This is a genomic window from Acidovorax sp. FJL06, from assembly GCF_003852545.1.
In the GTDB taxonomy this organism is placed as follows: Bacteria; Pseudomonadota; Gammaproteobacteria; order Burkholderiales; family Burkholderiaceae_C; genus Acidovorax.
Genome location: NZ_QAJR01000009.1, coordinates 35996 through 61029 on the forward strand (window position 1 = coordinate 35996; position 25034 = coordinate 61029).

A 25034-nucleotide genomic window follows, 5' to 3' on the forward strand; every position below is an offset into this window, starting at 1 on the left:
AAATCCGATAATGGCCCGATGCCCCGCACCACCCAACAACTGCACCCCCACCGCGAACCTGTTGCCACCCGCCCGGCCGCCACCGTGCTGCTGCTGCGCGATGCGCCGGAGGGCGGAGGGCTCGAAGTCCTCATGACCCGGCGCTCCGACCAGGCCAGTTTTGCGCCCGGGGCCTATGTGTTCCCCGGGGGCGGCATCGATGCGCTGGATGCCGCCCCTGCGACACACTCCGCCGCCGACCGCCGCCCCGCGCAGAGCGATCTGCACCTCACCCAGGCCGTCGCCGCCATCCGCGAAAGCTTTGAAGAGCTGGGCATCCTGCTGGCGCGCCATGCCGATGGCCCGCGCAAAGGCTTGATGGCCGATGAAGCGGACATCGCGGCCATCGACCGCCACCAGCCCTTCGTGGCGCAGTGCCAGGCGCGTGGCCTGCGGCTGGCGGCCGACAGCGTGTTCCTGCTGGCCCACTGGACGGCCGACCGCGACCTGGCGCGCCGCTTTGAGGTGCCCTTTTTGGTGGCCCGCATGCCCGCGGGCCAGGAGCCCGTGGCCGACGAGGCCGAGCAGTTCGAGCCCGTGTGGGTGCGCCCGGCCGATGCACTGGCGCGGCATGCGGCGGGCCAGTTCTTCATGATCTTCCCCACTATCCGCACGCTGCAGCGGTTGGCCCACTTTGCGAGCAGCCAGGCCGTGCTGGACGCCGTGGCGCACGAGCAACCGCTGTGGGTGAGCTGCCCGCGTGCGGGCCTGCTGGCGGGCAAGGAGGCCCGCTACATGGAGGACGAAATGCCCTTTGGCGAGCTGGCCCTGGTGTGCCCCGACGGGCAGATCGTGCACCCGCTGGACTGGCAGACCGAGCGCCCCGTGCCGCTGCGGCGCAACGTGCAGCGCCTCACAGCCCCCAACCCCGGCGTGATGACCGGCCCTGGCACCAACAGCTACCTGGTGGGCGACCCGGCCACGGGCTATATCGCCATCGACCCCGGCCCGGCCGATGCCGAGCACCTGGACAAGCTCTGGCGCGCCGCAGGTGGCGACATCCGCATGATCGTGTGCACCCATTCGCATGCCGACCACGCACCCGGCGCCGCTCCGCTGCAGGCACTGTGTGTGCAGGCAGGCCGGGCCAAGCCCCCCATCCTGGGCCTGCCCTCGGCCCCCACGGCGCGCGCGGCCAGCTTGTTTCAGCCCGACCGGTCGCTACAAAATAATGAGCTGCTTGGGCTGGAGGGACAAGCGCCAGACGGCAAAATCACCCACACCCTGCAGGTCATCCACACCCCCGGCCATGCCGCCAACCACCTGTGCCTGCTGCTGGTGGAAGACGCCCTGCTGTTCAGCGGCGACCACATCCTGAACGGCAGCACCACGGTGGTGGACCCACCGGACGGCAACATGGCGGACTACCTCGACTCGCTGGACCGGCTTGACGCCGTGTGCGCCGCGCAGGGCGTGGAGTTCATCCTGCCCGCGCATGGCTACGTGCTCGGCGGCCCGATCCTGGGGGGCCGCAGCGCCATCGCCAAACTCAAGGCCCACCGCCTGGCGCGCGAGGCCAAGGTGCTGGCCGCCATGCAGGCATTGCCGCAAGGCAGCATGGAAGACTGGGTGCGGCACGCATATGACGACGTGCCCGAGCGCATGTGGCCCGTGGCACAGCGGTCGCTGCTGGCCCATGTGGAGCGAATAAGAATGCTCTCCCCCTGAGTCGCCTGCGGCGCCTTCCCCCATCCGGGGGACGACGCCCTCGCTGCGGGGCGGCCCGTGCTTGGCGTCCCTGGCGCAGAGTGCGCCCGTTGCACGCGCCGCGAACAACAAGAAGCTCGCCAACACAATCCATCGAAGACGCCTAAAAGAACACCGCCCTCAACCCATGAATGACAAGAACCCCGACCCCACCCACATCCGCCTGGCCAAACGGGTGGCCGAACAACTGAACTGCTCGCGCAGCACGGCCGAGCAATTCATCGAAGGCGGCTTTGTGAGCGTGGACGGCCGCGTGGAAGAAGCCCCCGGCGCCCGCGTGCGCCCCGACCAGGCCGTGGCGGTGGCGCCCGATGCCAGCCTGCTGGAGCTGACCCCCGTCACCCTGCTGCTGCACAAGCCCGCCGGTTTTGAGGCGGGCCTGGGCCAACCCACCCAGGGCGGCGGCGCCCACGGCAGCCGCAGCCAGGGTGTGGCAGCAGCCACCACCTTGCTCAGCGCCACCTCCCACCTGCCCGAAGACGCCTCGGGCATCCGCGTGCTGCAGCGCCACTTCAAGCAGCTCGAATGCTTCACGCCCCTGCCCACCGAGGCCAGCGGCCTCGTGGTCTACACGCAAGACAAGCGCATCGCGCGCAAGCTGGCCGAGGACATCGAGGTGCTGGAGCAGGAATGCATCGTGGAGGTGAAGGGCGACATCGCACCCAACGGCCTGCAGCGCCTGTGCCACGGCCTCAGCTTCAATGGCCGGCCGCTGCCGCCCATCAAGGTGAGCTGGCAGAACGAAACCAAGCTACGCTTTGCACTCAAGGGCATCCGGCCCGGCCAGATCCCGGCCATGTGCGAGGCCGTGGGCCTCACGGTGGTGGGCATCAAGCGCATCCGCATCGGCCGCGTGCCGCTGGCCAAGGTGCCCGAGGGGCAGTGGCGCTACCTGCAGCCGTGGGAGAAGTTTTGAGACCCGCCACGGTCATTTCGCCCCCCGCCCCGGGCGCAGATATGCTCCTGAAAACATAGCTATCAACGCTTGATGGCAAAGCGCATCAGGACTTTTTGCGTGACTTCCTTTTGAGCAAGGCCGCTGCTACACTGCGCAGCACTCAGGAGGGAGTTCATGAACCAACAAAGATCCGGTGGCGCGGCGGGGCCGATGTCCACCTTCATGCCACAGGCCATCGATGCCCACCCCGTCGAATTCACCGGCAGCGGGGGCGAGTATTTCCGGGTGTGGATCGTCAACGTGCTGCTGTCCATCGTCACGCTGGGCATCTACACCCCCTGGGCCCGGCGCCGCACGGCCCAGTATTTCTACAGCCACACCCTGGTGGCGGGCAGCCCCCTCGAATTCACCGCGCAGCAGCGCAAGATGGTGATGGGCTTTGTGCTGCTGATGCTGCTCACCATCGCCTACAACCTCGCGGCCAACACGGGGCAGGACACGGCCGTGGGCCTGTTCCTGCTGGGGGGCGCGCTGCTGGCGCCCTTCATCTGGGGCAGCGCCATGCGGTTTCGCCTGGGGGCCACGCGCTGGCGCGGCCTGCGGCTGCAATTCACCGCGAGCTGGAAAGAGGTCTACATCGCCAGCTGGCCCGTGTTTGCACTGGCGCTGGTGTGGTTCGGCGTGTTCTTTGGCATTCAGATGCTGTCGCCCGAGCTGGCCGATGCGCTGCAGGCCGCCGAGGACGAAGCCGCCAAGCCCACCATGCCCTCCTTCACCCCGGCCATGGCCGGCTTGCCGCTGCTGGGCCTGGTGCTGTCGGTGCTGTGCTTCATCCGCCTCGAATACAACTTCAAGAGCCTCTTGGTGCTCAAGGCCCAGGTGGGGGCGGAGAAGGGCCGCTGGAAGCCGGTGTACATGGACTTCGTCAAGATCTGGCTGGCCACAGTGGCCGTGTTCATCCTGTGCGTGGTGGGCATCGCTGCCCTGGTCGGCGTGCTCGCGGGCAGCTCCATCGCGTTGATGGCCGGCCAGAGCAACCGCATGGGCCTGTGGATGATCGTGGCGATCATCGTGTCTTTGGTGGTGGGCCTCTTCATGCTGGTCCTGGCCTCGGCCCCGGCCCGGGCCTACCGCGAGGCGCGCATGTTCCAGCTCATGTGGAGCAACATCGGCGTGAGCCATGTGGCGCGCTTCAAGTGCCGCCTCCAAAGCGGCCGCTATGTGGGGCTGCGCATCAAGAACATGCTGCTCACCCTGCTCACGCTGGGGCTGTACCGGCCGTTTGCGCGGGTCAGCGAATACCGCATGAAGGTCGAGTCCGTCACCTTGCACGTCAAGGGCGGCGTGGAGCAGGTGACCGGCGCCATGGTGCGCCAGCAGCAAGGCGGCCTGGGCGATGCGCTGGCCGACGCTGCAGGGCTGGACCTGATCGGGTGAGCATGCCAACCCCTCCCAGCGCGGCCCTGGTCCCGGGCCGCTGGTTCGACGGCCAAAGCAGCAAGGCCCGGCCCGTCATGGTGAGCCTGCGGCCTATGCCGCAGGGCCCATCGCTGGTGCTGCACCCGCTCTCGCAGCCCGGGGCAGAGTCCGTGGTCTTTGCATGGAAGGACGTGGGCTGGCCCGAGGCCTGGAACGAGCGCAAGCCCCCGCCCCGCGTGGTCGTGGATTTGCATGACCACGGCAGCGTCGAGATCGACGCCGTGGCCGACTGGCGCGCCGCACTGGCCGCGGCGGGCGAGCGCCCCGGCATCGCGCAGCGCATGCAGACGCGCTGGCCCGTGCTGCTGGGCGTGACGGCCGCCGCCGCCATCGGCCTCACGCTGTTCTACCGCTATGGCACACCCTGGGCCGCCACGCAGCTCACGCGCTTCGTGCCCCTGGGCTGGGAAACGAGCGTGGCCGAGAACGTGCTCAAACAAATGGACGACGGCACCTTGAAGCCCAGCAAGCTGCCCCCGGCCCGGCAGGCGCAGCTCAAGGCCCGCTTCGACACCCTGGTCCAGCAGGCGCCCCCGGGCCTGCAGCGCTACCCCGGCTACCGCCCGCCGCTGTCGCTGGAGTTCCGCTCGGGCATGGGCGCCAACGCGTTTGCGCTGCCCGGCGGCAAGATCGTGATGACCGACGGCATCGTGAAGGCCGCCGCCGACAAGGGCCTGCCCGATGACGCCCTGGTGGGCGTGCTGGCCCACGAGATCGGCCATGTGGTGCAGCGCCACACCACCCGCATGGTGGTGCAGCAGGGCGTGCTGAACATGGGGCTGGGACTGGCGCTGGGGGATGTGTCCGGCATCGTCTCCACCGGCGCATCGCTGATGACGGGCCTGGCCTACAGCCGCAGCCACGAACGCGAGGCCGACTGCTACGCCATCGCCCTCATGCGCCACACCGCCCTGCCCACGGCGCCCATGGGCCAGTTGCTGCTGGCCATTGCGCGGGACGAAGACGAGGACAGCAGCGAGAAAAAGAAAAAGGCCGAGGGCCCAGATGCCGCCGGTACCCCCGGGCCCCAATCCGCAGCCAGCGCCCCCGATGCCGCACGCAAGCGAAAACCGGGCAAAGAGGTCGAATCCCACCCGGTCTGGTCGCTGCTCAGCAGCCACCCCGACACGGTGGAGCGCGCCACCGAACTGGAGCGGGGGCATGCCCCGCACTGCGCAAAAAGCTGAGACGCTGAAAAGCGGCGCCCGGGGCCCGCACCGGCCCCGGGTGTGTCAGCGGGGAGGGAAAGAAGAAGGAATGAAAATAAAGTGTGAAGCACGCCGATAAGCCGGATTCTGTGCACTGCCGAAACCCTTGCGGGCTCCGGCAGCGTGACCGCCATTAATCTGGGCCGGGTGTCGCCACCACGGCTCGGTGCTACCTACCCGCCAGCTCTGCGGAACCACATCAACGCTGGCCTACTTGGTATTGCTGCGCGTAGAGATTGCCCGTTTCACCCCCGGTGGTTTGCCTTGCGGCACTCCCCCGGGACTCGTCTCTGTTGCTCTGATCCTCACCTCACGGTGGGCAGCCGTTAGCTGCTACGCTGTCCTGTGCAGTCCGGACGTTCCTCCAGTGCCTGGTTTCCCAGATTGCACCAGCGGCGGTCTGGCGTGCTTCACGGGGTGGATTATCGCCCAGTCTCCAGGCTCCGCGCGCTGCGGCCTTCTTCCTGCCGGGCATATCCATATGGCCCAAGTCGCAGAACAACTGGTTCAGAATGCGCAGGCCCCCCTCTCTCTCATCCCTGACCTTCACCCTCCAGGAGACGCCATGAAAGCTGACAACATTCTGCAGACCATCGGCAACACGCCGCACGTGCGCATCAACCGCCTGTTTGGCCCTGCGGCCCATGTGTGGGTGAAGTCCGAGCGCAGCAACCCCGGCGGCTCCATCAAGGACCGCATTGCGCTGGCCATGGTGGAAGACGCCGAGAAGTCGGGCGCGCTCCAGCCCGGTGGCACCATCATCGAGCCCACCAGCGGCAACACGGGCATTGGCCTGGCGCTGGTGGCGGCCGTCAAAGGCTACAAGCTGATCCTCGTGATGCCCGACAGCATGAGCATCGAGCGCCGCCGCCTGATGCTGGCCTACGGCGCGCAGTTCGACCTGACGCCGCGCGAAAAGGGCATGAAGGGCGCGATCGCCCGCGCGCAGGAGCTGCAGGCCCAGACGCCGGGCTCGTGGATTCCGCAGCAGTTCGAGAACCCCGCCAACATCGACGTGCATGTGCGCACCACGGCGCAGGAGATCCTGGCGGACTTCCCTGAGGGCATTGATGTGCTGATCACCGGCGTGGGCACGGGCGGCCACATCACGGGCGTCGCCAAGGTGCTCAAGGCGAAGTTCCCCGCCCTGAAAGTGTTTGCGGTCGAGCCCTCGGCCTCGCCCGTGATCTCGGGCGGCCAGCCCTCGCCCCACCCCATCCAGGGCATTGGCGCGGGCTTCATCCCCAAGAACCTGGACACCAGCCTGCTCGACGGCGTGATCCAGGTCGATGCCGAACCCGCGCGCGAGTTTGCGCGCCGCGCCGCGCGTGAAGAAGGCCTGCTGGTGGGCATCTCGTCGGGCGCCACGCTGGCCGCCATTGCGCAGAAGCTGCCCGAGCTGCCGGCAGGCGCCAAGGTGCTGGGCTTCAACTACGACACGGGCGAGCGCTACCTGTCGGTGGAAGGCTTTTTGCCCGCCTGAAGCCGCAAAGCCGGCTAAAACGGCCTGCAGGGCAAATGCGATAAGCGCAACAAGCTACCAAAGAGATAGCAAAACATCGCACACCCTGCGTCGCAACCGGGCCCGCCACATGGCGGGCCTTTTTGCTGGACGGGCCGAAAGCGCACCACCCCGGTAAAATCACGGCCCCACGACTTTGCACGCCGCCCGATAACCACGGGCCCGCAAGACCATGATCCGACTCTCCGAAATCCGGCTGCCCTTCACCGTGGCCGAAGCCCCCGAGGCGCCCCTGCGCGCCGCTGCCGCCAAAATTCTGGGCCTGGCAGACGCCGACATTGCCCACCTGCACGTCTTCAAGCGCAGCTTTGACGCCCGCAAGGCCGACCTGCTGGCCGTCTACATCGTGGATGTGACATTGGCCCAGCCCGAGCGCGAGGCCCCGCTGCTGGCCCAGTTTGCGGGCAACCCGCACATCCAGCCCACGCCCGACATGGCCTGGCACGCCGTGGGCCAGGCGCCTGCCGACCTGCCGCTGCGCCCTGTGGTGGTGGGCTTTGGCCCCTGCGGCATCTTTGCCGCGCTGGTGCTGGCGCAAATGGGTTTCAAGCCCATCGTGCTGGAGCGCGGCAAGACCGTGCGCGAGCGCACCAAGGACACCTGGGGCCTATGGCGCAAGCGCGAGCTGCATGCCGAGAGCAATGTGCAGTTTGGCGAAGGCGGCGCGGGCACCTTCAGCGACGGCAAGCTCTACAGCCAGATCAAGGACCCGCGCCATCTGGGCCGCAAGGTGATGAACGAGTTCGTCAAGGCCGGGGCGCCCGAAGAAATCCTGTACGTCGCCCACCCGCACATCGGCACCTTCAAGCTGGTGAAGGTGGTGGAGAACCTGCGCGAGCAGATCATTGCACTGGGCGGCGAGATCCGCTTCGAGCAGCGCGTGACGGACGTGATGATCGAAGGCCAGGGCGAGCAGCGCCACCTGCGCGGCCTGAAGGTGCTGAACCAGGCCACGGGCAAGACCACCGCGCTGCGCGCCGACCATGTGGTGATGGCGCTGGGCCACAGCTCGCGCGACACCTTTGCCATGCTCTACGAGCGCGGCGTGGCCATGGAGGCCAAGCCGTTCTCCATCGGTTTCCGCATCGAACACCCGCAGGGCGTGATCGACCGCGCCCGCTGGGGCCGCCACGCGGGCCACCCGCTGCTGGGCGCGGCCGACTACAAGCTGGTGCACCACGCCGCCAACGGCCGCGCGGTCTACAGCTTTTGCATGTGCCCCGGCGGCACGGTGGTGGCCGCCACCAGCGAGCCGCACCGCGTGGTGACCAACGGCATGAGCCAGTATTCGCGCAATGAGCGCAATGCCAACGCGGGCATGGTCGTGGGCATCGACCCACGCGACTACCCGCAGGACGCGCAGGCGTTTGAAACCCACCTGGGCCAGACCTATGGCGTCGAGGCCTTGCCCGCCGGGCAGTTCCACCCGCTGTCGGGCAGCGTGCTGCAGCGCCAGCTCGAATCCAATGCCTTTGTGCTGGGCGGGCGCGACTACAGCGCGCCGGGCCAGCTGGTGGGCGAGTTCATCGCGGGCAAGCCATCGACGCAGCTGGGCGATGTGGAGCCTTCGTACAAGCCCGGCGTGGCCTTGGGCGACCTGCACGCTGCCCTGCCCGGCTACGCCATCGAGGCGCTGCGCGAGGCGCTGCCCGCATTCGGCCGCAAGATCAAGGGCTTTGATATGCACGACGCGGTGCTGACGGGCGTGGAGACACGCACCTCGTCGCCGCTCAAGATCGGGCGCAATGACGACCTGCAGAGCCTGAATACACCGGGCCTGTACCCCGCCGGGGAAGGGGCCAGCTACGCGGGCGGCATTCTGTCGGCGGGCGTGGATGGCATCAAGGTCGGCGAAGCCGTCGCCCGGAGCCTGCTGGGCGCAGCGGGCTGACCTGCCTCCTGGCGGCGCAGGCCCGTGGCATCGCTTACTTGCGCTGCAAAAAGTCCACGGCCAGCGCCGCCAGCGAGCGGGCCCCCACCGGCAACTGGTCTTCGTCGATGTCGAACAGCGCGGAGTGGTTGGGCGGGGCCTTGGCAAACTCCTTGCCCTTGGGCGGCGCGCCCAGGAAGTAGAAGAAGCCGGGCACGACCTTCTGGAACTCCGAGAAGTCCTCCGAACCCGCGACCTTGGGGATCACCATGGTCTTGCCGCCCATGGCCAGGTTCAGCGCGGGCAGCGAGGCCTGCGTGAGCGGGGCCGGGTTGGTGGTCACGGGGTAGGCCACGGGGCCAAAACGCACGCTGGCCTTGGCGCCGCTCGCGGCGGCGATCGACTCGGCCGTGGTGGTGATGCGCTTGAGCGCTTCCTGGCGCATGTCTTCATCAAAGGTGCGCAGCGTGCCCATCATCTCCACCTTGTCGGGGATGATGTTGTAGCGGGTGCCGCCCTGGATCTGGCCGATGGTGACCACGGCCGGTTCCTGGCTGATGTTGAGCTGGCGGCTCACCACGGTCTGCAGGCCCATCACCACCTGGCTGGCCGCCACGATGGGGTCGATGGTGGCCCAGGGCGACGAGCCATGGCCGCCGCGCCCTTCCACATGGATGGTGATGTTGTCCGACCCGGCCATCAGCGGCCCGCTGCGGTAGCCCACCACGCCGCCCGGCAGGTTGGAGGTGATGTGCAAGCCGTAGATGGCCTGCACGTCCTTGAGCGCGCCGGCCTCGATCATGGCCTTGGCGCCGAAGCTGGGCACCTTGCCCTGGGCATCGGGCTCCACCGGCGCGCCTTCCTCCGCCGGCTGGAAGATGAACTTGATGGTGCCGGGCAACTGCGCCTTCATGCCGGCCAGCACCTCGGCCGCCCCCATCAGCATGGCTGTGTGGGCGTCGTGCCCGCAGGCGTGCATCACCGGCACTTCCTTGCCCAGGTAGCTGGCCTTGACCTTGGAGGCGAACGGCAGGCCGGTGTTCTCGGGCACAGGCAGCGCGTCCATGTCGGCGCGCAGGGCCACCACCTTGCCGGGCAAGCCGCCCTTGAGCGTGCCCACCACGCCGGTGCCACCCACGCCGGTCTGCACCTCCATGCCGAGCTTCTTCAGGTGCTCGGCCACCAGCTTGGCGGTGCGCACTTCCTGGCCCGAGAGTTCGGGGTGGGCATGGATGTCGCGGCGCCAGCCGACCATCTTGGGAGCCACGGCGTTCACGGCCGCGTCGATGGCCTGCAGGCCGGCGGCATCCAGCGCCTGGGCCTGGGCCGGGGAGACAAGGCAGAACCCGCTGGCGACGAGGCCGGCGGCAAACGCGATGGCGGAGAGGGGTTTGTGCATGGACAGATCCGTAGGGGGTGAAAAGCCACAAGGGCCGGGTTGGGGGAGCGAAAAGCACGTCCATGCTAAAAGCCGCCCGCCTTTCCATGACAAGCGAAAATGGCCATCCACAGAGCCAATCCCGCCATGCCACAGTCACCTTTGTCCTTGCCTTCGGGCCACCCCAGGCCTTCTGTGTTCCGGGTGGACATCCCGCTGCTGCCCGAGTCGGCCGTGGGCAATGCGCTGCAGTTCATCGACCTGTTGCGCGGCGCCAACCTGCTGGCCAGCCTGCGCCTGGGCACACAGGCGCCGCGCCTGGCCTGGCGCCTGCTGGATGCCGAGGGCCGGCCCCTGGCGCCCCTGCCCGGCCCGCTGGCGACCTACACGGCGCCCGACGACCAGGATGCGGCGCGGGCCCCCGCCCAGGCGCTGTTCGTCCCCTCGTTCCACGCGCCGGACATCCCGGCCATCCGCGCCGTGGCGGCCCGCCACGCGGCCCTGTCGCGCCAATTGGGCATCGCGCTCGACGCGGGGCAGAAGCTGCTCACCGTGGGCAACGGCGCCTGGCTGGCCGCACAGAGCGGACGGCTGAACGGGCGCCAGGCCAGCCTGCCCTGGTTCTACATCGCCGGCTTCGAGCGGGACTTCCCGGGCATCGGCCACAGCCTGGGCCAGGACCTGTCGGACGACGGACCCTGGCTCAGCTGCGCGCTGCCCAGCAGCGTGAACCTGCTGGCCATCGCCCTGGTGCACCACGCGCTGGGGCCGGAGCTGGCCGCCGCCTGCGAGACCGTGATGGCCCCCGACCACCAGCGCGCCCGCGCGGCGCTGCAGGCGAACGCGCAGCAGCACATCCCCGCCACACGCGACAGCACCCTGGCGCGCGCCATCGCCTGGATGGAGGCCCACCTGGACCAACCCTACTCCCTGGCCCGGCTGGCCGAGGCCGCCTCGGTGAGCACGCGCACCCTGCTGCGGCACTTCCAGCAGGAGCTGTCGCAGTCGCCCCTGGACTACCTGCACGGCCTGCGCTGCGCACGCGCCCGCGTGCTGCTGGAGGTGACGCTGGAGAGCGTGCCGAGCATTGCCGTGGCCTGCGGCTATGCCGACCCGGCCGCGTTCCGGCGCATCTTTGCGCGCTATGCCGGCATGGCCCCGGCCGAGTACCGCAAGCGCCATGCGCTGCGTGCGCCACGCCGGCGCTGGCGGGTGGAGGTTCAGTAGCGGTTCGCCCCTTCGCGCGACTCAGAGGCTGGGAGTTTTTTAGCCGTGCCCGAAAGGTGCGTCAAAACGCCCCATATCTAGGCGCAAAGCGCAGCCATAGCTCGGGCTATGGCGAGCATTTGCAACGACGAGCTGGGGCGTTTTGGCGTGCAAGGCGGGCATGGATAAAAGACTCTCAGCCTCTCAGCGCAGCGCGTTGCCAGCGGGCAGGCGGAACGCCTCCACCAGCTCGGCCAGCTGCTGCGCCTGCACGCGCAGGCCCTGGGCGGCGGCGGAGGACTCCTCCACCAACGCTGCGTTCTGCTGCGTCATCTGGTCGAGCTGCGAGACGGCCTCGCCCACCTGGCTCAGGCCCGTGGTCTGCTCGCGCGCGGCCGTGCTGATCTCGCCAATGATGGTGGCCACCTGCTGCACCGAATCGACGATCTCGCCCATGGTGCTGCCCGCGGCGTGCACGAGCTGCGAACCCTCGTCCACCTGGCGCACGCTGTCGCTGATCAGGCTGCCGATCTCCTTGGCCGCCGTGGCCGAGCGCTGGGCCAGGCTGCGCACCTCGCCCGCCACCACCGCAAAACCCCGGCCCTGTTCGCCCGCCCGCGCGGCCTCGACGGCTGCGTTCAGCGCCAGGATGTTGGTCTGAAAGGCGATGCCGTCGATCACGCTGGTGATGTCGGCGATGCGGCGCGACGACAGGGCAATGCCATCCATGGTGCCCACCACGCGGTCCACCGCCTCGCGGCCCCGGCGCGCCACGTCGCTCGCGCCCGTGGCCAGGCTGCTGGCCTGTGTGGCGGCATCGGCGCTGTGGCGCACGGTGGCCAGCAGTTCCTCCATGCTGGCGGCGATCTCTTCGAGGTTGGAGGCCGTGTGTTCGGTGCGTGCCGACAGGTCGGCATTGCCCGCCGCGATCTCGCTGCTGGCCCCAGCCACCGAGGTGCTGGCCTGGCGCATGCCCACCACCAGCCCCGCCAGGCGGGCCTGCATGCCGCCCAGGCGCGACAGCAGGGCCTGCAGCTCGTCGCGGTTGCCCGCGCTGGGGGCGGGGATGGCAGAGGTCAGGTCGCCTTCGGCAATGCGGTCGGTCACATCGGAGGCCTGGGCCAGCGGCTGCTGGATGGAGCGCGAGAGCAGCCAGGCGCACGCCAGGCTGAGCAGCAGGCCCACGGCAGAGCCTGCGGCCAGCAGCGTGATGCCCTGGCGCTCGCTGCGGCCGGCCGCCTCGCGGGCCTCGACCACCCGCTGGCGCTGGAAGTCGGCCAGCTGGTTCACCGCCGCCGCATAGGCATCGGCCGCGGGGCGCAGGCGCGTGGCAATGGCGTCAGGCGGCAGGGCCTCGCCCTCCTTGCGGCGTTTCACGAGGTCGTCGCGCACGGTGCGAAAACCGTTGCCGGCCTTGTCGATGGCATCGAACAGCGCCTGCGATGCCGGGTCGGCTGCCAGCTCGTCCAGGCGCTTGCGCACCTCGGAGGACCGGGCCGAGGTGAGCTTGCGGTCGGCGTCGATGCGGGCTGCGTAGGCCGCGTTGTCGATCTCCAGCAGGGTTTCTGCGCGCACCGAGCTGAGCACCACGATGGCATGCAGCTCGCGCGCCAGCAGCGCCCGTTCGGACGAGGCGCCGCCCAGGTCGTCGGCAATGTCCTGCAGCCCCGCCAGCCGCCAGATGCCCACGGCCGCAGAGAGCGACATGACAAGACACACCACGCCAAAGGCCAGGGCCAGGCGCACCGCAACACGTGCGTGGGAGATGGACATAGAAAATATTTCCGTGAGGATGAAAACGCCAGGAAGCAGACTGCCCCGTGCATGCCCATGGCACACCCGGGGAAACACCAACCAGCTTATCGACAAAACGTTACAGGCGCTTGAGACCGCAAGGCGCGGAATGCAGCGCGGGGCACAGCCCATGAAAAAACCGCCGCAGGGCACAAACCCTGCGGCGGTGGTGAGAGAGGTTGCGGGGTGGAGAGCGGGGCCCCAGCCCCGCCCCATCAGCCCTGCTGCTGCTGCGCGTTCTGCAGCGCGGCAATGCGCTCTTCGATGGGCGGGTGGGTGCTGAACAGCTTGCCGATGCCACCGGCGATGCCCATGGCAGCCACGCTCTTGGGCAGCTCGCCGGGGTGCATGCCGCCCAGGCGGGCCAGCGCATTGATCATGGGCTGGCGGCGGCCCATGAGCTGGGCGGCGCCCGCATCGGCACGGAACTCGCGCTGGCGGCTGAACCAGGCCACGATCATCGCGGCCACAAAGCCCAGCACGATGTCGAGCACGATGGTGGTCACGTAGTAGCCGATGCCGGGGCCCGAGCTGTTCTCGTCGTTCTTGCGCAGAAAGCTGTCCACCGCGTAGCCAATCACCCGCGACAGGAACACCACGAAGGTGTTCATCACGCCCTGGATCAGCGTCATGGTCACCATGTCGCCGTTGGCGATGTGGGCCACTTCGTGGCCGATCACGGCCTCGACCTCGTCGCGCGTCATGCCCTGCAGCAGGCCGGTGGACACGGCCACCAGCGCCGAGTTCTTGAACGCGCCCGTGGCAAACGCATTGGGGTCCCCTTCAAAGATGCCAACTTCGGGCATGCCGATCTGGGCCTGGTCGGCAAACTTGCGCACGGTCTCGACGATCCAGCGCTCGTCGGGCGAGCCGGAGCCGTCGATCACGCGCACGCCCGAGGTCCACTTGGCCATGGGCTTGCTGATGAGCAGCGAAATGATGGCGCCGCCAAAGCCCATGATGAGCGCAAAGCCCAGCAGCGCGCCCAGGTTCAGGCCGTTGGCCGTGAGGTAGCGGTTGACGCCCAGCAGGCTGGCCACCACCCCCAGCACGACAACGACGGCCAGGTTGGTCATCACAAACAAAAGGATCCGCTTCATGGATTGAATTCTCCGTGGGGTAAACAACAACAAGTGTCTGCAAGCTCAGATGGGGGCCGGGGGCTGCGCTTCAAGCGCCGCACCCCATGCCATGGGGACCGCTGCGGGCCCTTGGCATCCCTCCATGGCCGCGATTTCATCGCGCTATGGTAGGTGCAAAGCCCCGCCAGGGCCTTATCACACAAGCCTTGACGGGAATTAACCAACGCCCCGTGGCGGCCGGAACACCTGGGCATCGGCGTAGAACCCCGGCGCCTCGTTGGCAGCCCACCAGCCGGGCACACCCAGCACCGGCAACGGCGTGAAGGGCTTGGCCGCCCAGGCCGATGGCGACATGTCCTGCGCGAGCCAGGCATCCAGCGCTGCTATGGATTCAATAGCTGATGGCGCCGGATAGACGTGCGCCACCATGGGCTTTCGGGGCGATACCAGCTTTTCGAGCAACGCATGGCCGAACAGCACCAGGCGGGCCTGGCCCCACAGCGGGCGCAGATCGAGAAACAGCTGCTGCCAGTCCCGCGCCCTGAGCGCGTCCCACAGGGCATCCGGCGCCTGCAGCAGCGCGCCGTTTTCATCGAACACCGTGAGCGCATCGCGCAGCGGCCCGCGCACGGCCTGCACGCCGTCGGTGGCGATGGCGCCCGCCTGCAACTCGTTCAGGCGCCGCTTGGTGTGCGGAAAATGCAGCCACACCAGGCCGTTGAAGAAGTCGTGCAGATTGTCGCGGGTGGGCACGCGGCGGGTGCCCCCGATGTACTGCTCATAGGCCATGCCGTCGGGCAGTGCATCGTGCGGCACGAAGCCCACGGGCACGTCTGGCGGCGCGGCGGCCTGCAGGGCCTGGTGCACCGCCTGAGCGCCCTGCACCCGCTGTGCCACGGGCTCGCCCTGGCCACGCCAGGGTTGCAGCCAAGGAGCGTTCCAGTCGATGCGGCCGAAGGCTTCGCTTACACCAGCCGCCACGGCAGCGCTTCACCGGAGCGCAGGGGCTTGAGGTTGGCCTCGCCAAACGCAAAGCTCTCGGGCGGCGTCCAGGACTCGCGGCGCAGGGTGATGGTGCCGGTGTTGCGCGACAGGCTGTAGAAGTCGGGGCCGTGGAAGCTGGCAAAACCTTCGAGCTTGTCGAGCGCGCCGACAGTGTCGAACGCCTCGGCATACATCTCCATGGCCGCGTGGGCGGTGTAGCAGCCGGCACAGCCGGTGGCGTGTTCCTTGAGGTGCGCAGGGTGCGGCGCGCTGTCGGTGCCCAAAAAGAACTTGCTGCTGCCGCTGGTGGCCGCCTGCACCAGCGCCACGCGGTGGGTCTCGCGCTTGAGCACGGGCAGGCAGTAGTAGTGCGGGCGCACGCCGCCGATGAAGATGGCGTTGCGGTTGTACAGCAGGTGGTGCGCGGTGATGGTGGCAGCGGTAAAGCGGTCAGCACTGGCCACGTAGTCGGCCGCATCCTTGGTGGTGATGTGCTCGAAGACGATCTTCAGCTCGGGGAAGTCGCGGCGCAGCGGGATGAGCTGCTGCTCGATGAACACGGCTTCGCGGTCGAACAGGTCGATGTCGCTGCTGGTCACTTCGCCATGCACCAGCAGCAGCAGGCCGGCCTTCTGCATGGCTTCGAGCGTCTTGTAGGTCTTGCGCAGGTCGGTCACGCCCGCGTCGCTGTTGGTGGTGGCGCCGGCGGGGTAGAGCTTGCAGGCCACCACGCCCGCATCCTTGGCGCGCGCGATTTCTTCGGCGGGCAGGTTGTCGGTGAGGTACAGCGTCATCAGCGGCTCGAACTGCACACCGGCGGGCACGGCGGCCAGGATGCGCTGCTTGTAGGCCAGGGCCTGCGCGGCCGTGGTCACGGGCGGGCGCAGGTTGGGCATGATGATCGCGCGGCCGAACTGCGCGGCCGTGTGCGGCACGACGGTGGCGAGCGGCTCGCCGTCGCGCACATGCAAGTGCCAGTCGTCGGGGCGGGTGATGGTGAGGGTCTGAACGGGGGTGGAGGGTGCGGCAGTCATGGCCTGCATTGTCCCATTGCGCAATGCGCCCCTCCGAATGCTATGTTTTCAATAGCTGCTAGCGCTTGGCTGAATTGCGCTGGAGCCCCAAAACACTTCAACCCCACTCGCCCCACACCTCACTCGGCCGTGATGCCAGCCTTGCGCACCACTTCGCCGAATTTCACCATGCGCTCGGCCATCATTTTCTCGAACTGCACGGGCGTCATTTCTTCCGGCGCGATCACGCCGCGCTCCTTGAGGTTGGCCAGCATGGCCGGCGACGTGGCCACCTGGCGCATGGCCTTGTACAGCGTCTGCACGATGGCATCGGGCGTGCCGCCGGGCGCGGCCAGGCCGGTCCAGGAGGTGAGGTTGAGCTCGGGGTGGCCCACCTCGGCCATGGTGGGCACGTCGGGCAGCTGCGGCAGGCGCTGGTCGGAGGCCACGGCCAGGGCACGCACCTTGCCGGCCAGCACATGGGGCAGCATGATGACCAGGTTGTCGAGGATGAATTGCACCTCATTGGCCAGCACGCCCGTGATCAGCGGCGTGCCTCCCCGGTAAGGGATGTGCGTGGTGAATACGCCTGTGGACACCTTGAGCATCTCCACATTGAGCTGGCCCATGCTGCCCACACCGCCGCTGCCGTAGTTGAGCTTGCCGGGGTTCTTCTTGGCGTAGTCGATGAATTCCTTGAAGGTCTTGAACGGCAGGCTGCTGTGCACCACCAGCGCATTGGGCTGGCGCCCCAGGATGGCGATGTTCTCGAAATCCTTGATCGGGTCGTAGCCCACCTTGGCCTGGGTGAGCGGGTTGGCCAGGTGGCTGCTTTGCGAGGACACCACCAGCGTGTAGCCGTCGGGTTTGGCACGCGCTACATACTGCGCGCCCACCGATCCGCCCGCGCCCGCGCGGTTTTCCACGATGACGGGCACGCCGAGCACGCGCGAGAGGGGTTCGGAATACTGGCGCGCCATGATGTCCACCGAACCACCGGGCGGAAACGGCACCACCAGCGTGATGGGGCGCGAAGGGAATTTGTCCTGTGCCCATGCGGGCAGCGCTGCGGCAAGGCCGGCCAGGCCAAGGCCCGTGGACAGGAGGTGACGGCGGGAAGGGGTGTGGTTCATGGCGGTCGTCAAAAAACGCAAAAAACAAGAAGGAGGAAAAGCGGGAATCAGGGGTGGCCCAGCACGGCCAGCGCCACGGCCTGCGCGCGCGGCACAAAGGTGGCCAGCTCGCAGTACTCGCGCTCGGTGTGCGGGTGGCCGCCCACGGGGCCGGTGGCGCACAGCGTGGGCACGCCCACCGAGGCCGTGAGGCCGCTGTCGGCCGCACCGCCGGTGAATTCGCCCGCCACCTCGAAGCCCAGCGTGCGCGCGCCTTGCTGGTACAGCGCCAGCAGGTAGTCGGGTGTGGGCTTCATGGGCAGGGTGCGGCGCGCGGTGGTGATGCGGCCCTGGGTGCGGGGCACGGATTCCTCCTCGACGATGGCGCGCACGCGCTCCAGCAGGGCGTCGGGGTCGGTGTCGGCGGTGAAGCGCAGGTCCACCTCGGCCTTGGCATGCGGGGCCACCATGTTGGGCACGATGCCGCCCTGCACCACGCCCACGTTGCACGTGACGCCGGTGGCCGTGTCGGTCAGTGCGTGCAGCGCCAGCGTCTTGCGCGCCAGGGCTTCGATGGCGCTGGCGCCCGCGGCGTGGTTGATGCCGGCGTGCGCGGCCACGCCCTGCACCTCGAACTCCACCACCATCGAGCCCTTGCGGCTGGTGACCACGTTGCCGCTCACGCGGCCGGGCTCCGCATTGAGCACGGCGCGCGCGCCGCGCACGCGGGCCATGATGAGTTCGCGCGTAGCGGGCGAGCCGATCTCTTCATCGCACGAGAAGAACAGGTGCAGCGGCGCGCTCAGGCCGCCGCAGCGCGCAAAGGCCTCGGCCACAAACACATTGAGCACCAGGCCGGACTTCATGTCGGCCACGCCGGGGCCGTAGGCCCGGCCATCCTCCACGCGGAAGGGGCGGCGCGCCACCGTGCCGGCGGGGTACACCGTGTCCATGTGGCCCATGAGCACGATGGGCGCGCCCTCGCCTGCCGCGTTGACCTGGGCGTGCAGCAGCACGCCATAGCCGGGCACGGGCTCGAACTGCACCGGCACGCCCGCGGCCAGCAGGCGCTCGGCCAGCGCATGGGCCACGGCCGTCACGCCCGCTTCGTCGCGGCTGCCGCTATCGATGTTGACCACCTTTTGCAACAGGTCTTGCATCGCCAGCCCCTGGTCGGCCAGCCAGTCCAGCGCCGGGGTGGCAGCGGGCTGTTGCACCTGCGCGCCAGAGTTTTCAAGGGTTTCGTGCATGCTTTTCCTTTGGGGCACGCCCCGGGCCGGGGCAAAATTTGGGTCGCAGTGTTGCATGCACCGGCATCGTTTGCAATACTTTTTGCAAACAAGGGAAATTAATGAAATCATCGTTGCAATCGCCCACCACCCTGCTGACGGAACGCCTGTCCCGGCAGGGTGGAAAGTTGACCGCCAGCGAGCGCGCCCTGGCCGATGCCCTGGGGCGCGACTACCCGCACGCGCTGCTCGAATCGGCCACCGCGCTCGCGGCACGCAACGGCACCAGCCCCTCGACCGTGGTGCGGCTGTTTGCCAAGCTGGGCTACGCCAGCTATGCCGAGGCGCAGCGCGAGGCGCGGGGCGAGGTCACGGCGCTGCTGCAAACCGCCGGGCAGCGCGCGCCTGTCACCATTGGCACCGAGCGCAGCCTGCAGCAATGTGTGGACGACGCCTTGCTGCACGACCAGCACAACATCACCGCCACGCGCGACGGGCTGGACATGGCGGCGTTCGAAGCCATCGTCGCGCGCATCGCGCAGAGCCGGGGACGCATCTTTGTGCTCGCGCAGATCAACAGCGCGCCCGTGGCCGCCTGGCTCGCACTGCACCTGAACATGTGCCGCCCCGGAGTGCACGAGCTGGGCGCGGGCGCCGTGGCCGCCACCGACCAATTGCTGTGGATCCAGCCCGAGGACACGCTGCTGGTCTTCAGCATCCGCCGCTATGCCAGCGGGCCGGTGAAGGTGGCACAGCGCTTTCGCGACGCGGGCGCCCAGGTGCTGGCCATCACCGACAGCGCCGCCGCGCCGCTGGCGGCCCTGGCCCACCACCGCGTGCAGGTGCGCATCTCCAATGCCTCCCCCTTCGACTCGTACACCGCCGCGTTCTTTGTGTGCAATGCCCTGGTGTCGGCCGTGGCCCAGCTGCGGCACGAGGCCGTGTCCGAAGCTCTGAAACGGCGCGACGACCTGTGGAAGGATGTGGAAGCCCAGCTGATCGTGGACGAGCCCCCCGGCCGGAGTGGCCCGGCGGGGCGCAAACCCGGCCGCAAAGCGCCCAACCCAACGCCATAGCGCCGAGCCTCCCACCAGAACCCGCAAAGAAAAAGCGCCCGAAGGCGCTTTTTCTTTGCGTGGCAGCCCTGCCCATCAGTGCTGCAGGATCTTGTTGAGAAAGTCCTTCGTGCGGGGCTGGCGTGCCTCGGGGTTGTTGAAGAACTCGTCCTTGGAGCAGTCTTCCAGGATCTTGCCGCCTACGTCCATGAAGATCACGCGGTTGCTCACCTTGCGGGCAAAGCCCATTTCGTGGGTCACGCACATCATGGTCATGCCTTCGTTGGCCAGGCCCACCATCACGTCCAGCACTTCGCCGACCATTTCGGGGTCGAGTGCGGACGTGGGTTCGTCGAACAGCATCACGATGGGGTCCATCGACAGCGCACGCGCAATCGCCACGCGCTGCTGCTGGCCGCCCGAGAGCTGGCCGGGGAACTTGTCCTTGTGGGCGATCAGGCCCACGCGTTCGAGCATCTTCAGGCCGCGCTTCTTGGCGTCGTCCGCGCTGCGGCCCAGCACCTTGATCTGGGCGATCGTCAGGTTGTCCGTCACCGACAGGTGGGGGAACAGCTCGAAGTGCTGGAACACCATGCCCACGCGGCTGCGCAGCTTGGGCAGGTTGGTGCTGGGGTCGTGCAGCTTCACGCCGTCGACGGTGATCTCGCCCTTCTGGAAGGGTTCGAGCGCATTGATGGTCTTGATCAGCGTGGACTTGCCCGAGCCCGACGGGCCGCACACCACCACCACTTCACCCTTGTTGATGGTGGCCGAGCACTCGTTGAGCACCTGCACCGGGCCATACCACTTGGATACGTTTTTGAGTTCGATCATTTCTTTTTCCTCAATCCAATCTCTTTTGCACCGGCATCGATCAGCGAATGATCGCGATCTTCTGGTGCAGGCGCTTGACCGCCCAGGACAGCGCGTAGCACATCACGAAGTACAGAACCGCAGCGGCCAGGTAAGCCTCGATCGGACGACCAAAGTTCTTGCCCGCCACTTCAAAGCCCTTGAGCATGTCGTAGGCGCCAATGGCATAGACCAGCGACGTGTCCTGGAACAGGATGATGGTCTGCGTGAGCAGCACGGGCAGCATGTTGCGGAACGCCTGGGGCAGCACCACGAGCTTCATGTTCTGGCCGTAGGTCATCCCGAGCGCCTGGCCGGCATGCACCTGGCCGCGCGGGATGGACTGGATGCCGGCGCGCATGATTTCACTGAAGTACGCGGCCTCGAACGCGATAAAGGTCACGATGGCCGACACCTCGGCGCCAATGGGGCGGCCGATGATGGCGGGCACGAGCAGGAAGAACCACAGGATCACCATCACCAGCGGAATGGAGCGCATGCCGTTGACGTAGATGGTGGCGGGCACATCCAGCCACTTCTTGCCCGACAGGCGCATCAGCGCCAGCAGGGTGCCGAAGAACACGCCGCCAATGGTGGCGATGACCGTGAGCATCAGGCTGAAATACAGCCCCTTGAGCACGAAGTTGGAGATCAGGTCCCAGTTGTAGAAGGAGAAGTCGAGATTCATATCAATGTCCTCCTCCTGCGGCACCCGCGACCACCGTGCCCGGGATGCGCACGCGCTTCTCGATGAAGGCCATGATGCGGTTGATGGCGAACGCCGAGATGACGTAGAGCGCCGTCACCGCCAGGTACACCTCGATGCCGCGCGAGGTTTCTTCCTGCGCCTGCATGGCGAACATCGTGAGTTCGGCCACCGACACGGCAAACGCCACCGATGAGTTCTTGAAGATGTTCATCGTCTCGCTGGTCAGCGGCGGGATGATGATGCGGAACGCCATGGGCAGCAGCACATAGCGGTAGGTCTGGAACGTGGTGAAGCCCATCGCCATGCCCGCATAGCGCTGGCCGCGCGGCAGGGCCTGGACGCCCGAACGCACCTGCTCGGCGATACGCGCCGAGGTGAAGAAGCCCAGGGCCAGCACCACGAGGGCGAAGCCGGGCACGCTCTTCATCACAGGGAACAGGCTGGGGATGACGTGGTACCAGAGAAAGATCTGGACCAGCAGCGGAATATTGCGAAACAGCTCGACCCAGGCGTTGCCCAGCCGAACGATCATGGGCCGGTCCTGCAAGGTGCGCAGCGTGCCAATGAAAGAGCCCAACACAAGCGCCAGCACCAGGGCCAGCAGCGAAACGGACACCGTCCAGCCCCAGGCCGACAGCATCCAGTCCAGGTAGGTGATCTCGCCGCCCTTGCCAAAGCAGCTTTGCACAACTTCCCGGTCCATGGTGTCCTGGCAGAACACCTGCCAATCCCAACTCATAGGAGCACCCCTTTAATTCTTGGTATTGCGCCGGGCACGGCGCCCTGGCGGCGTGCCCAACAAAAAAGCCCCTTCAAACCAGCCGGCCGAAGGGGCACAAGCGTCGCGAAGATTACTTCTTGGCGTAGTCTTCCATGGGCTTGTCGTTAGGCGATGCCCAGGCGGCCTTGGTGGCGTCGGACATCGGCAGGCCGATCTTGGTGTTGGTCGGAGGCACGGGCTGCATGAACCACTTGTCGTACAGCTTGGCCAGCGAGCCGTCGGCGATCTGGCGCTTGATGGAATCGTCCACGGCCTTCTTGAAGGCAGCGTCATCCTTGCGCAGCATGCAGGCGATGGGTTCCACCGACAGCACTTCGCCCACGACCTTGTAGTCGGCAGGGGCCTTGGACTTGGAGATGTTGGCGGCCAGGATGGAGCCGTCCATCACGAACGCATCGGCACGGCCGGTTTCCAGCATCAGGAAGCTGTCGGCGTGGTCCTTGCCAAAGACTTCCTTGAAGTCGATGCCGCCAGCGCGCTCGTGCTTGCGCAGCGTTTGCACCGAGGTGGTGCCCGTGGTGGTGGCCACGGTCTTGCCGTTCAGGTCCTTGATGGACGTGATGCCCGAGTTGGCCTTCACGGCGGTGCGCACTTCTTCCACGTAGGTGGTCACAGCGAAAGCCACGTCCTTCTGGCGGGCGGCGTTGTTGGTGGTGGAGCCGCACTCCAGGTCCACCGTGCCGTTGGTCACCAGGGGGATGCGGTTCTGCGAGGTCACGGGCTGGTACTTGATGTCCAGCTTGGCCAGGCCCAGCGCCTTCTGGATGTCGTGCAGGACGATTTCACCCATTTCGGTGTGGAAGCCCACGTACTTGCCGTTGCCCAGGGTGTAGGAAAGACCCGAAGACTCACGCACACCCAGCGTCACGCTGCCCGAGGCCTTGATCTTGGCCAGGGTATCCGTGGCCTGGGCGAACGCGCTGCCTGCAGCCAGGGCGGTCACAGCAACCGCGAGCAAATGTTTCTTCATAGGGATCTCCTTGTGTTGAAAACAGAAAAAAGGGGGAAATTCTAGAGACTGGCCCACAGTCCACACGAGCTGCAGGCCCAAGGCGCTAAAAAAGGGGGACGACGTACCCGAGGATATTAGTCAGAACGGGACCTGATCGGTAGGGTATTTCCAGAAGTCGCGCAACAGATAGCTGACCGGCAGGTTCAGCACGGTGTTGTTGGGCGGGATGGGCTTGTTGAACCACTTGTCGTAGATGGGGTAGATGTCGCGGCTGGTGATGAGGCGGCGCATCTCTTCGTCCACCAGTTTCTTGAACTCGGGGTCGTTCTTGGGCAGCATGATGGCCAGCGGCTCGGTGGTCATGAACCGGCCCACCACCTTGAGCGCCTTGGGGTCCGGCCGACCGGCCGCCAGGCCGTACAGCAGCACGTCGTCCATCACGAAGGCATCGGCCTCGCCCTTTTCCACCATCTCCACGGCCTTGGCGTGGTCGGGCGCTTCCACGATGGTGATGCCCATCAGGCGCTCGCGGTTGGCCTGGTCGGCCGCCTTGAGCGGCGTGGTGCCCTTGGTGGACACCAGTTTCTTGCCATTGAGGTCCTCCACCTTGTCCACGGGGCTGGCGGACTTCACCAGCAGGCGCGCGCCCGTGATGAAGTGGGGAATGGTGAACGCCACCTTCTGGCGCCGCTCGGCGTTGTTGGTGGTGGAGCCGCACTCCATGTCGGCCTTGCCCTGCTCGATCATCGCAATGCGGTTGGCGGGCGTGACGGCCACGAACTCGACTTCCATGTCCTTCTTGCCGGTCTTCTTGCGCACCACGTCGGCCAGGCGCAGGCACAGGTCCACCGCATAGCCCACGGGCTTGCCCGACTTGGAATCCACATACGAAAAAGGCACCGACGATTCGCGGTGCGCAATGACGAGCTTGCCACCGGCGCTCACGCGCTCCAGCACCGTCTGGGCCTGCACGGACGCCGCCAGCAGGCCGCAGCCCAGGGCGGCCAGGCCCTTAGCGAATCTCCAATGCTGAACTTTCATACGACGTCCCGGTGTGTGAATGGAATCGGGTCTGCAATGTTCGTGCCACCGTGGCTGCCGAGGGCACGCGCTGCGGCGACCGGCCCAGCGATGGCGCGAACTGTACGTGTCGTTACTATGAAACTCCAATGCCGTTTGCGGGCGCAACTATGCAAAGTGTTTATATCCGTATTTACCCTTAGCATGACCCTGCCTGGGCCTGGAGGTAGGTCCAGAGGGCCTGGGCCGTGCCTTTGGGGGCCTCTTTGCCGGCAGGTTTTTCGCGGTAGGCCCGCACATCCATGGTCATTTGCAGGCCCTCGGCCTCGGAGGGGGCGGCACTGACCAGGCGGCGCGCACGCAGCTCTTTCTTCACGGCGCTGTGCGGCAGAAAGGCCACGCCATGGCCTTCGAGCGCCATGGCCTTGAGGCCTTCGGCCATGTCGGTCTCGTACACGCGCTCCAGGTGGATGGGGGTTTGCGACTGCTTGAGGATGAGTTCGGTCACCCGCCCCAGGTAGGCCCCGGGCGCGTAGCCCAGGTAGGGCAGCGGCTGGCCCGCGCGGCCCGGCAGGCGGTGCACGGGCTGGCCATCGGCGTCGGCCTTGCTGTAGGGGGACAGCACTTCCTGCCCCAGGCTCACCATCTCGTAGCGGTCGGCATCGAGCTGGAAGGGCTGGGAGGGGTGGTGGTAGGCGATCAGCAGGTCGCAGCCGCCCTCCACCAGGCGCATCACGGCATCGTGCACGTTCAGGGCAATCAGGCGGCTCTTGAACGGGCCGAACTTGTCGGCCAGGCTCGACACCCAGGCCGGGAAGAAGGTGAACGCCAGCGTGTGCGGCACGGCGAACTCGATCATGTCCTTGCCCGCGCTGGTGTGCGCACGCAGCATGGCGCGCGTGTTCTGCAGCGCCTGCAGCATCTCCAGCGCCTGGTCGTACAGCGTCTTGCCGGCGGGCGTGAGGCGCGTGGGGTAGGAGCTGCGGTCCACCAGATCGGTGCCCGCCCAGGCCTCCAGCGCCTGGATGCGCCGCGAGAACGCGGGCTGGGTCACATGCCGCAGCTGGGCGGACCGGCTGAAGCTGCGCGTTTCCGCAAGACTGACGAAATCCTCAAGCCACTTGGTTTCCATCGGTCACATTAT

At 67.3% G+C, this 25034-nt stretch carries 21 protein-coding genes and 1 other RNA gene; 8 read left to right on the forward strand and 14 right to left on the reverse strand.

Translation table 11 applies throughout. The features are described from left to right. The first annotated feature begins 18 nt into the window (after positions 1 to 18). The 4 genes from DBV10_RS05380 to DBV10_RS05395 all read left to right on the forward strand — a co-directional run bounded on the left by DBV10_RS05380 (position 19) and on the right by DBV10_RS05395 (position 5310). Positions 19 to 1707 carry an MBL fold metallo-hydrolase gene (locus DBV10_RS05380; RefSeq protein WP_124511390.1) on the forward strand — a complete coding sequence of 563 codons (1689 nt, stop codon included), beginning with the start codon at positions 19 to 21 and terminating at the stop codon, positions 1705 to 1707. A gap of 166 nt (positions 1708 to 1873) precedes the next feature. Continuing rightward, complete coding sequence (locus tag DBV10_RS05385) at positions 1874 to 2662, forward strand: rRNA pseudouridine synthase (protein WP_124511392.1); 789 nt, start codon at positions 1874 to 1876, stop codon at positions 2660 to 2662. A 156-nt stretch (positions 2663 to 2818) separates the two neighbouring features. Next, on the forward strand, positions 2819 to 4081 hold the full coding sequence (locus tag DBV10_RS05390; RefSeq protein ID WP_124511394.1) for a YjgN family protein: 1263 nt from the start codon (positions 2819 to 2821) through the stop codon (positions 4079 to 4081). 2 nt (positions 4082 to 4083) lie between these two features. Then, the gene (locus DBV10_RS05395; RefSeq protein WP_124511396.1) at positions 4084 to 5310 is read left to right on the forward strand and encodes a M48 family metallopeptidase; all 1227 of its coding nucleotides are present in this window, start codon (positions 4084 to 4086) and stop codon (positions 5308 to 5310) included. Positions 5311 to 5391: 81 nt separating this feature from the next. On the opposite strand, the gene rnpB is transcribed toward DBV10_RS05395, so the two are convergent. Further along, an RNA gene (rnpB, locus tag DBV10_RS05400) (RNase P RNA component class A) lies at positions 5392 to 5743 on the reverse strand. Positions 5744 to 5896: 153 nt separating this feature from the next. Here rnpB and cysK point away from each other — a divergent pair. After that, a complete protein-coding gene (gene cysK, locus DBV10_RS05405) occupies positions 5897 to 6814 on the forward strand; it encodes a cysteine synthase A (protein WP_124511398.1) in 918 nt (305 codons plus the stop codon). A gap of 211 nt (positions 6815 to 7025) precedes the next feature. Next, the gene (locus tag DBV10_RS05410; RefSeq protein ID WP_124511400.1) at positions 7026 to 8744 is read left to right on the forward strand and encodes an NAD(P)/FAD-dependent oxidoreductase; all 1719 of its coding nucleotides are present in this window, start codon (positions 7026 to 7028) and stop codon (positions 8742 to 8744) included. A gap of 34 nt (positions 8745 to 8778) precedes the next feature. Here DBV10_RS05410 and DBV10_RS05415 read toward each other — a convergent pair whose 3' ends face one another. Then, the gene (locus DBV10_RS05415; RefSeq protein ID WP_124511402.1) at positions 8779 to 10122 is read right to left on the reverse strand and encodes an amidohydrolase; all 1344 of its coding nucleotides are present in this window, start codon (positions 10120 to 10122) and stop codon (positions 8779 to 8781) included. Between the two features lie 126 nt (positions 10123 to 10248). Here DBV10_RS05415 and DBV10_RS05420 point away from each other — a divergent pair, with 126 nt between their 5' ends. Beyond that, entirely contained in the window at positions 10249 to 11328 is a 1080-nt protein-coding gene (locus DBV10_RS05420; RefSeq protein ID WP_233589813.1) for a GlxA family transcriptional regulator, read from the forward strand. Between the two features lie 183 nt (positions 11329 to 11511). Here DBV10_RS05420 and DBV10_RS05425 read toward each other — a convergent pair whose 3' ends face one another. The 6 genes from DBV10_RS05425 to DBV10_RS05450 all read right to left on the reverse strand — a co-directional run bounded on the left by DBV10_RS05425 (position 11512) and on the right by DBV10_RS05450 (position 18542). Further along, positions 11512 to 13080, reverse strand: a complete 1569-nt coding sequence (locus DBV10_RS05425) for a methyl-accepting chemotaxis protein (protein WP_124511406.1) — start codon at positions 13078 to 13080, stop codon at positions 11512 to 11514. Between the two features lie 236 nt (positions 13081 to 13316). Continuing rightward, a complete protein-coding gene (gene htpX / locus DBV10_RS05430; RefSeq protein ID WP_124511408.1) occupies positions 13317 to 14201 on the reverse strand; it encodes a protease HtpX in 885 nt (294 codons plus the stop codon). A gap of 198 nt (positions 14202 to 14399) precedes the next feature. Next, on the reverse strand, positions 14400 to 15164 hold the full coding sequence (locus DBV10_RS05435; RefSeq protein WP_124511410.1) for a DUF3025 domain-containing protein: 765 nt from the start codon (positions 15162 to 15164) through the stop codon (positions 14400 to 14402). Beyond that, a complete protein-coding gene (pyrC, locus tag DBV10_RS05440; RefSeq protein WP_124511412.1) occupies positions 15149 to 16201 on the reverse strand; it encodes a dihydroorotase in 1053 nt (350 codons plus the stop codon). Before pyrC ends, DBV10_RS05435 begins: the two co-directional genes overlap by 16 nt. A gap of 119 nt (positions 16202 to 16320) precedes the next feature. Further along, positions 16321 to 17313 carry a tripartite tricarboxylate transporter substrate binding protein gene (locus tag DBV10_RS05445; protein ID WP_124511414.1) on the reverse strand — a complete coding sequence of 331 codons (993 nt, stop codon included), beginning with the start codon at positions 17311 to 17313 and terminating at the stop codon, positions 16321 to 16323. A gap of 47 nt (positions 17314 to 17360) precedes the next feature. Continuing rightward, the gene (locus tag DBV10_RS05450; RefSeq protein WP_124511416.1) at positions 17361 to 18542 is read right to left on the reverse strand and encodes a M20 family metallopeptidase; all 1182 of its coding nucleotides are present in this window, start codon (positions 18540 to 18542) and stop codon (positions 17361 to 17363) included. A gap of 101 nt (positions 18543 to 18643) precedes the next feature. On the opposite strand from DBV10_RS05450, the gene DBV10_RS05455 reads away from it, so the two are divergent. Continuing rightward, positions 18644 to 19597: a MurR/RpiR family transcriptional regulator gene (locus DBV10_RS05455; protein WP_124511418.1), complete on the forward strand. Its 954-nt coding sequence runs from the start codon at positions 18644 to 18646 to the stop codon at positions 19595 to 19597. 75 nt (positions 19598 to 19672) lie between these two features. Here DBV10_RS05455 and DBV10_RS05460 read toward each other — a convergent pair whose 3' ends face one another. The 6 genes from DBV10_RS05460 to DBV10_RS05485 form a co-directional block, all read right to left on the reverse strand. Beyond that, the gene (locus tag DBV10_RS05460) at positions 19673 to 20410 is read right to left on the reverse strand and encodes an amino acid ABC transporter ATP-binding protein (protein ID WP_124511420.1); all 738 of its coding nucleotides are present in this window, start codon (positions 20408 to 20410) and stop codon (positions 19673 to 19675) included. A gap of 40 nt (positions 20411 to 20450) precedes the next feature. Beyond that, on the reverse strand, positions 20451 to 21116 hold the full coding sequence (locus DBV10_RS05465; protein WP_124511422.1) for an amino acid ABC transporter permease: 666 nt from the start codon (positions 21114 to 21116) through the stop codon (positions 20451 to 20453). Between the two features lies 1 nt (position 21117). Continuing rightward, positions 21118 to 21876, reverse strand: coding sequence for an amino acid ABC transporter permease (locus tag DBV10_RS05470; protein WP_124511424.1), 759 nt, complete (start codon positions 21874 to 21876; stop codon positions 21118 to 21120). Positions 21877 to 21988: 112 nt separating this feature from the next. Next, positions 21989 to 22888, reverse strand: coding sequence for an amino acid ABC transporter substrate-binding protein (locus DBV10_RS05475; RefSeq protein WP_124511426.1), 900 nt, complete (start codon positions 22886 to 22888; stop codon positions 21989 to 21991). A gap of 120 nt (positions 22889 to 23008) precedes the next feature. Continuing rightward, the gene (locus DBV10_RS05480; RefSeq protein WP_124511428.1) at positions 23009 to 23911 is read right to left on the reverse strand and encodes an amino acid ABC transporter substrate-binding protein; all 903 of its coding nucleotides are present in this window, start codon (positions 23909 to 23911) and stop codon (positions 23009 to 23011) included. A 178-nt stretch (positions 23912 to 24089) separates the two neighbouring features. Continuing rightward, the gene (locus DBV10_RS05485; protein ID WP_124511430.1) at positions 24090 to 25022 is read right to left on the reverse strand and encodes a LysR family transcriptional regulator; all 933 of its coding nucleotides are present in this window, start codon (positions 25020 to 25022) and stop codon (positions 24090 to 24092) included. Between the last annotated feature and the right edge of the window lie 12 nt (positions 25023 to 25034).

Excerpts from the sequence above, each read along its gene's own strand:
- DBV10_RS05390 (WP_124511394.1), top strand. The coding sequence starts at position 2,819 with ATGAACCAACAAAGATCCGGTGGCGCGGCGGGGCCGATGTCCACCTTC.
- DBV10_RS05445 (WP_124511414.1), bottom strand. The coding sequence starts at position 17,313 with ATGAACCACACCCCTTCCCGCCGTCACCTCCTGTCCACGGGCCTTGGC.
- DBV10_RS05470 (WP_124511424.1), bottom strand. The coding sequence starts at position 21,876 with ATGAGTTGGGATTGGCAGGTGTTCTGCCAGGACACCATGGACCGGGAA.
- DBV10_RS05475 (WP_124511426.1), bottom strand. The coding sequence starts at position 22,888 with ATGAAGAAACATTTGCTCGCGGTTGCTGTGACCGCCCTGGCTGCAGGC.
- DBV10_RS05465 (WP_124511422.1), bottom strand. The coding sequence starts at position 21,116 with ATGAATCTCGACTTCTCCTTCTACAACTGGGACCTGATCTCCAACTTC.
- DBV10_RS05480 (WP_124511428.1), bottom strand. The coding sequence starts at position 23,911 with ATGAAAGTTCAGCATTGGAGATTCGCTAAGGGCCTGGCCGCCCTGGGC.
- DBV10_RS05415 (WP_124511402.1), bottom strand. The coding sequence starts at position 10,122 with ATGCACAAACCCCTCTCCGCCATCGCGTTTGCCGCCGGCCTCGTCGCC.
- DBV10_RS05380 (WP_124511390.1), top strand. The coding sequence starts at position 19 with ATGCCCCGCACCACCCAACAACTGCACCCCCACCGCGAACCTGTTGCC.
- DBV10_RS05385 (WP_124511392.1), top strand. The coding sequence starts at position 1,874 with ATGAATGACAAGAACCCCGACCCCACCCACATCCGCCTGGCCAAACGG.
- htpX (WP_124511408.1), bottom strand. The coding sequence starts at position 14,201 with ATGAAGCGGATCCTTTTGTTTGTGATGACCAACCTGGCCGTCGTTGTC.
- DBV10_RS05450 (WP_124511416.1), bottom strand. The coding sequence starts at position 18,542 with ATGCACGAAACCCTTGAAAACTCTGGCGCGCAGGTGCAACAGCCCGCT.
- DBV10_RS05455 (WP_124511418.1), top strand. The coding sequence starts at position 18,644 with ATGAAATCATCGTTGCAATCGCCCACCACCCTGCTGACGGAACGCCTG.
- DBV10_RS05395 (WP_124511396.1), top strand. The coding sequence starts at position 4,084 with ATGCCAACCCCTCCCAGCGCGGCCCTGGTCCCGGGCCGCTGGTTCGAC.
- DBV10_RS05460 (WP_124511420.1), bottom strand. The coding sequence starts at position 20,410 with ATGATCGAACTCAAAAACGTATCCAAGTGGTATGGCCCGGTGCAGGTG.
- cysK (WP_124511398.1), top strand. The coding sequence starts at position 5,897 with ATGAAAGCTGACAACATTCTGCAGACCATCGGCAACACGCCGCACGTG.
- DBV10_RS05425 (WP_124511406.1), bottom strand. The coding sequence starts at position 13,080 with ATGTCCATCTCCCACGCACGTGTTGCGGTGCGCCTGGCCCTGGCCTTT.
- DBV10_RS05410 (WP_124511400.1), top strand. The coding sequence starts at position 7,026 with ATGATCCGACTCTCCGAAATCCGGCTGCCCTTCACCGTGGCCGAAGCC.
- DBV10_RS05485 (WP_124511430.1), bottom strand. The coding sequence starts at position 25,022 with ATGGAAACCAAGTGGCTTGAGGATTTCGTCAGTCTTGCGGAAACGCGC.
- pyrC (WP_124511412.1), bottom strand. The coding sequence starts at position 16,201 with ATGACTGCCGCACCCTCCACCCCCGTTCAGACCCTCACCATCACCCGC.
- DBV10_RS05420 (WP_233589813.1), top strand. The coding sequence starts at position 10,249 with ATGCCACAGTCACCTTTGTCCTTGCCTTCGGGCCACCCCAGGCCTTCT.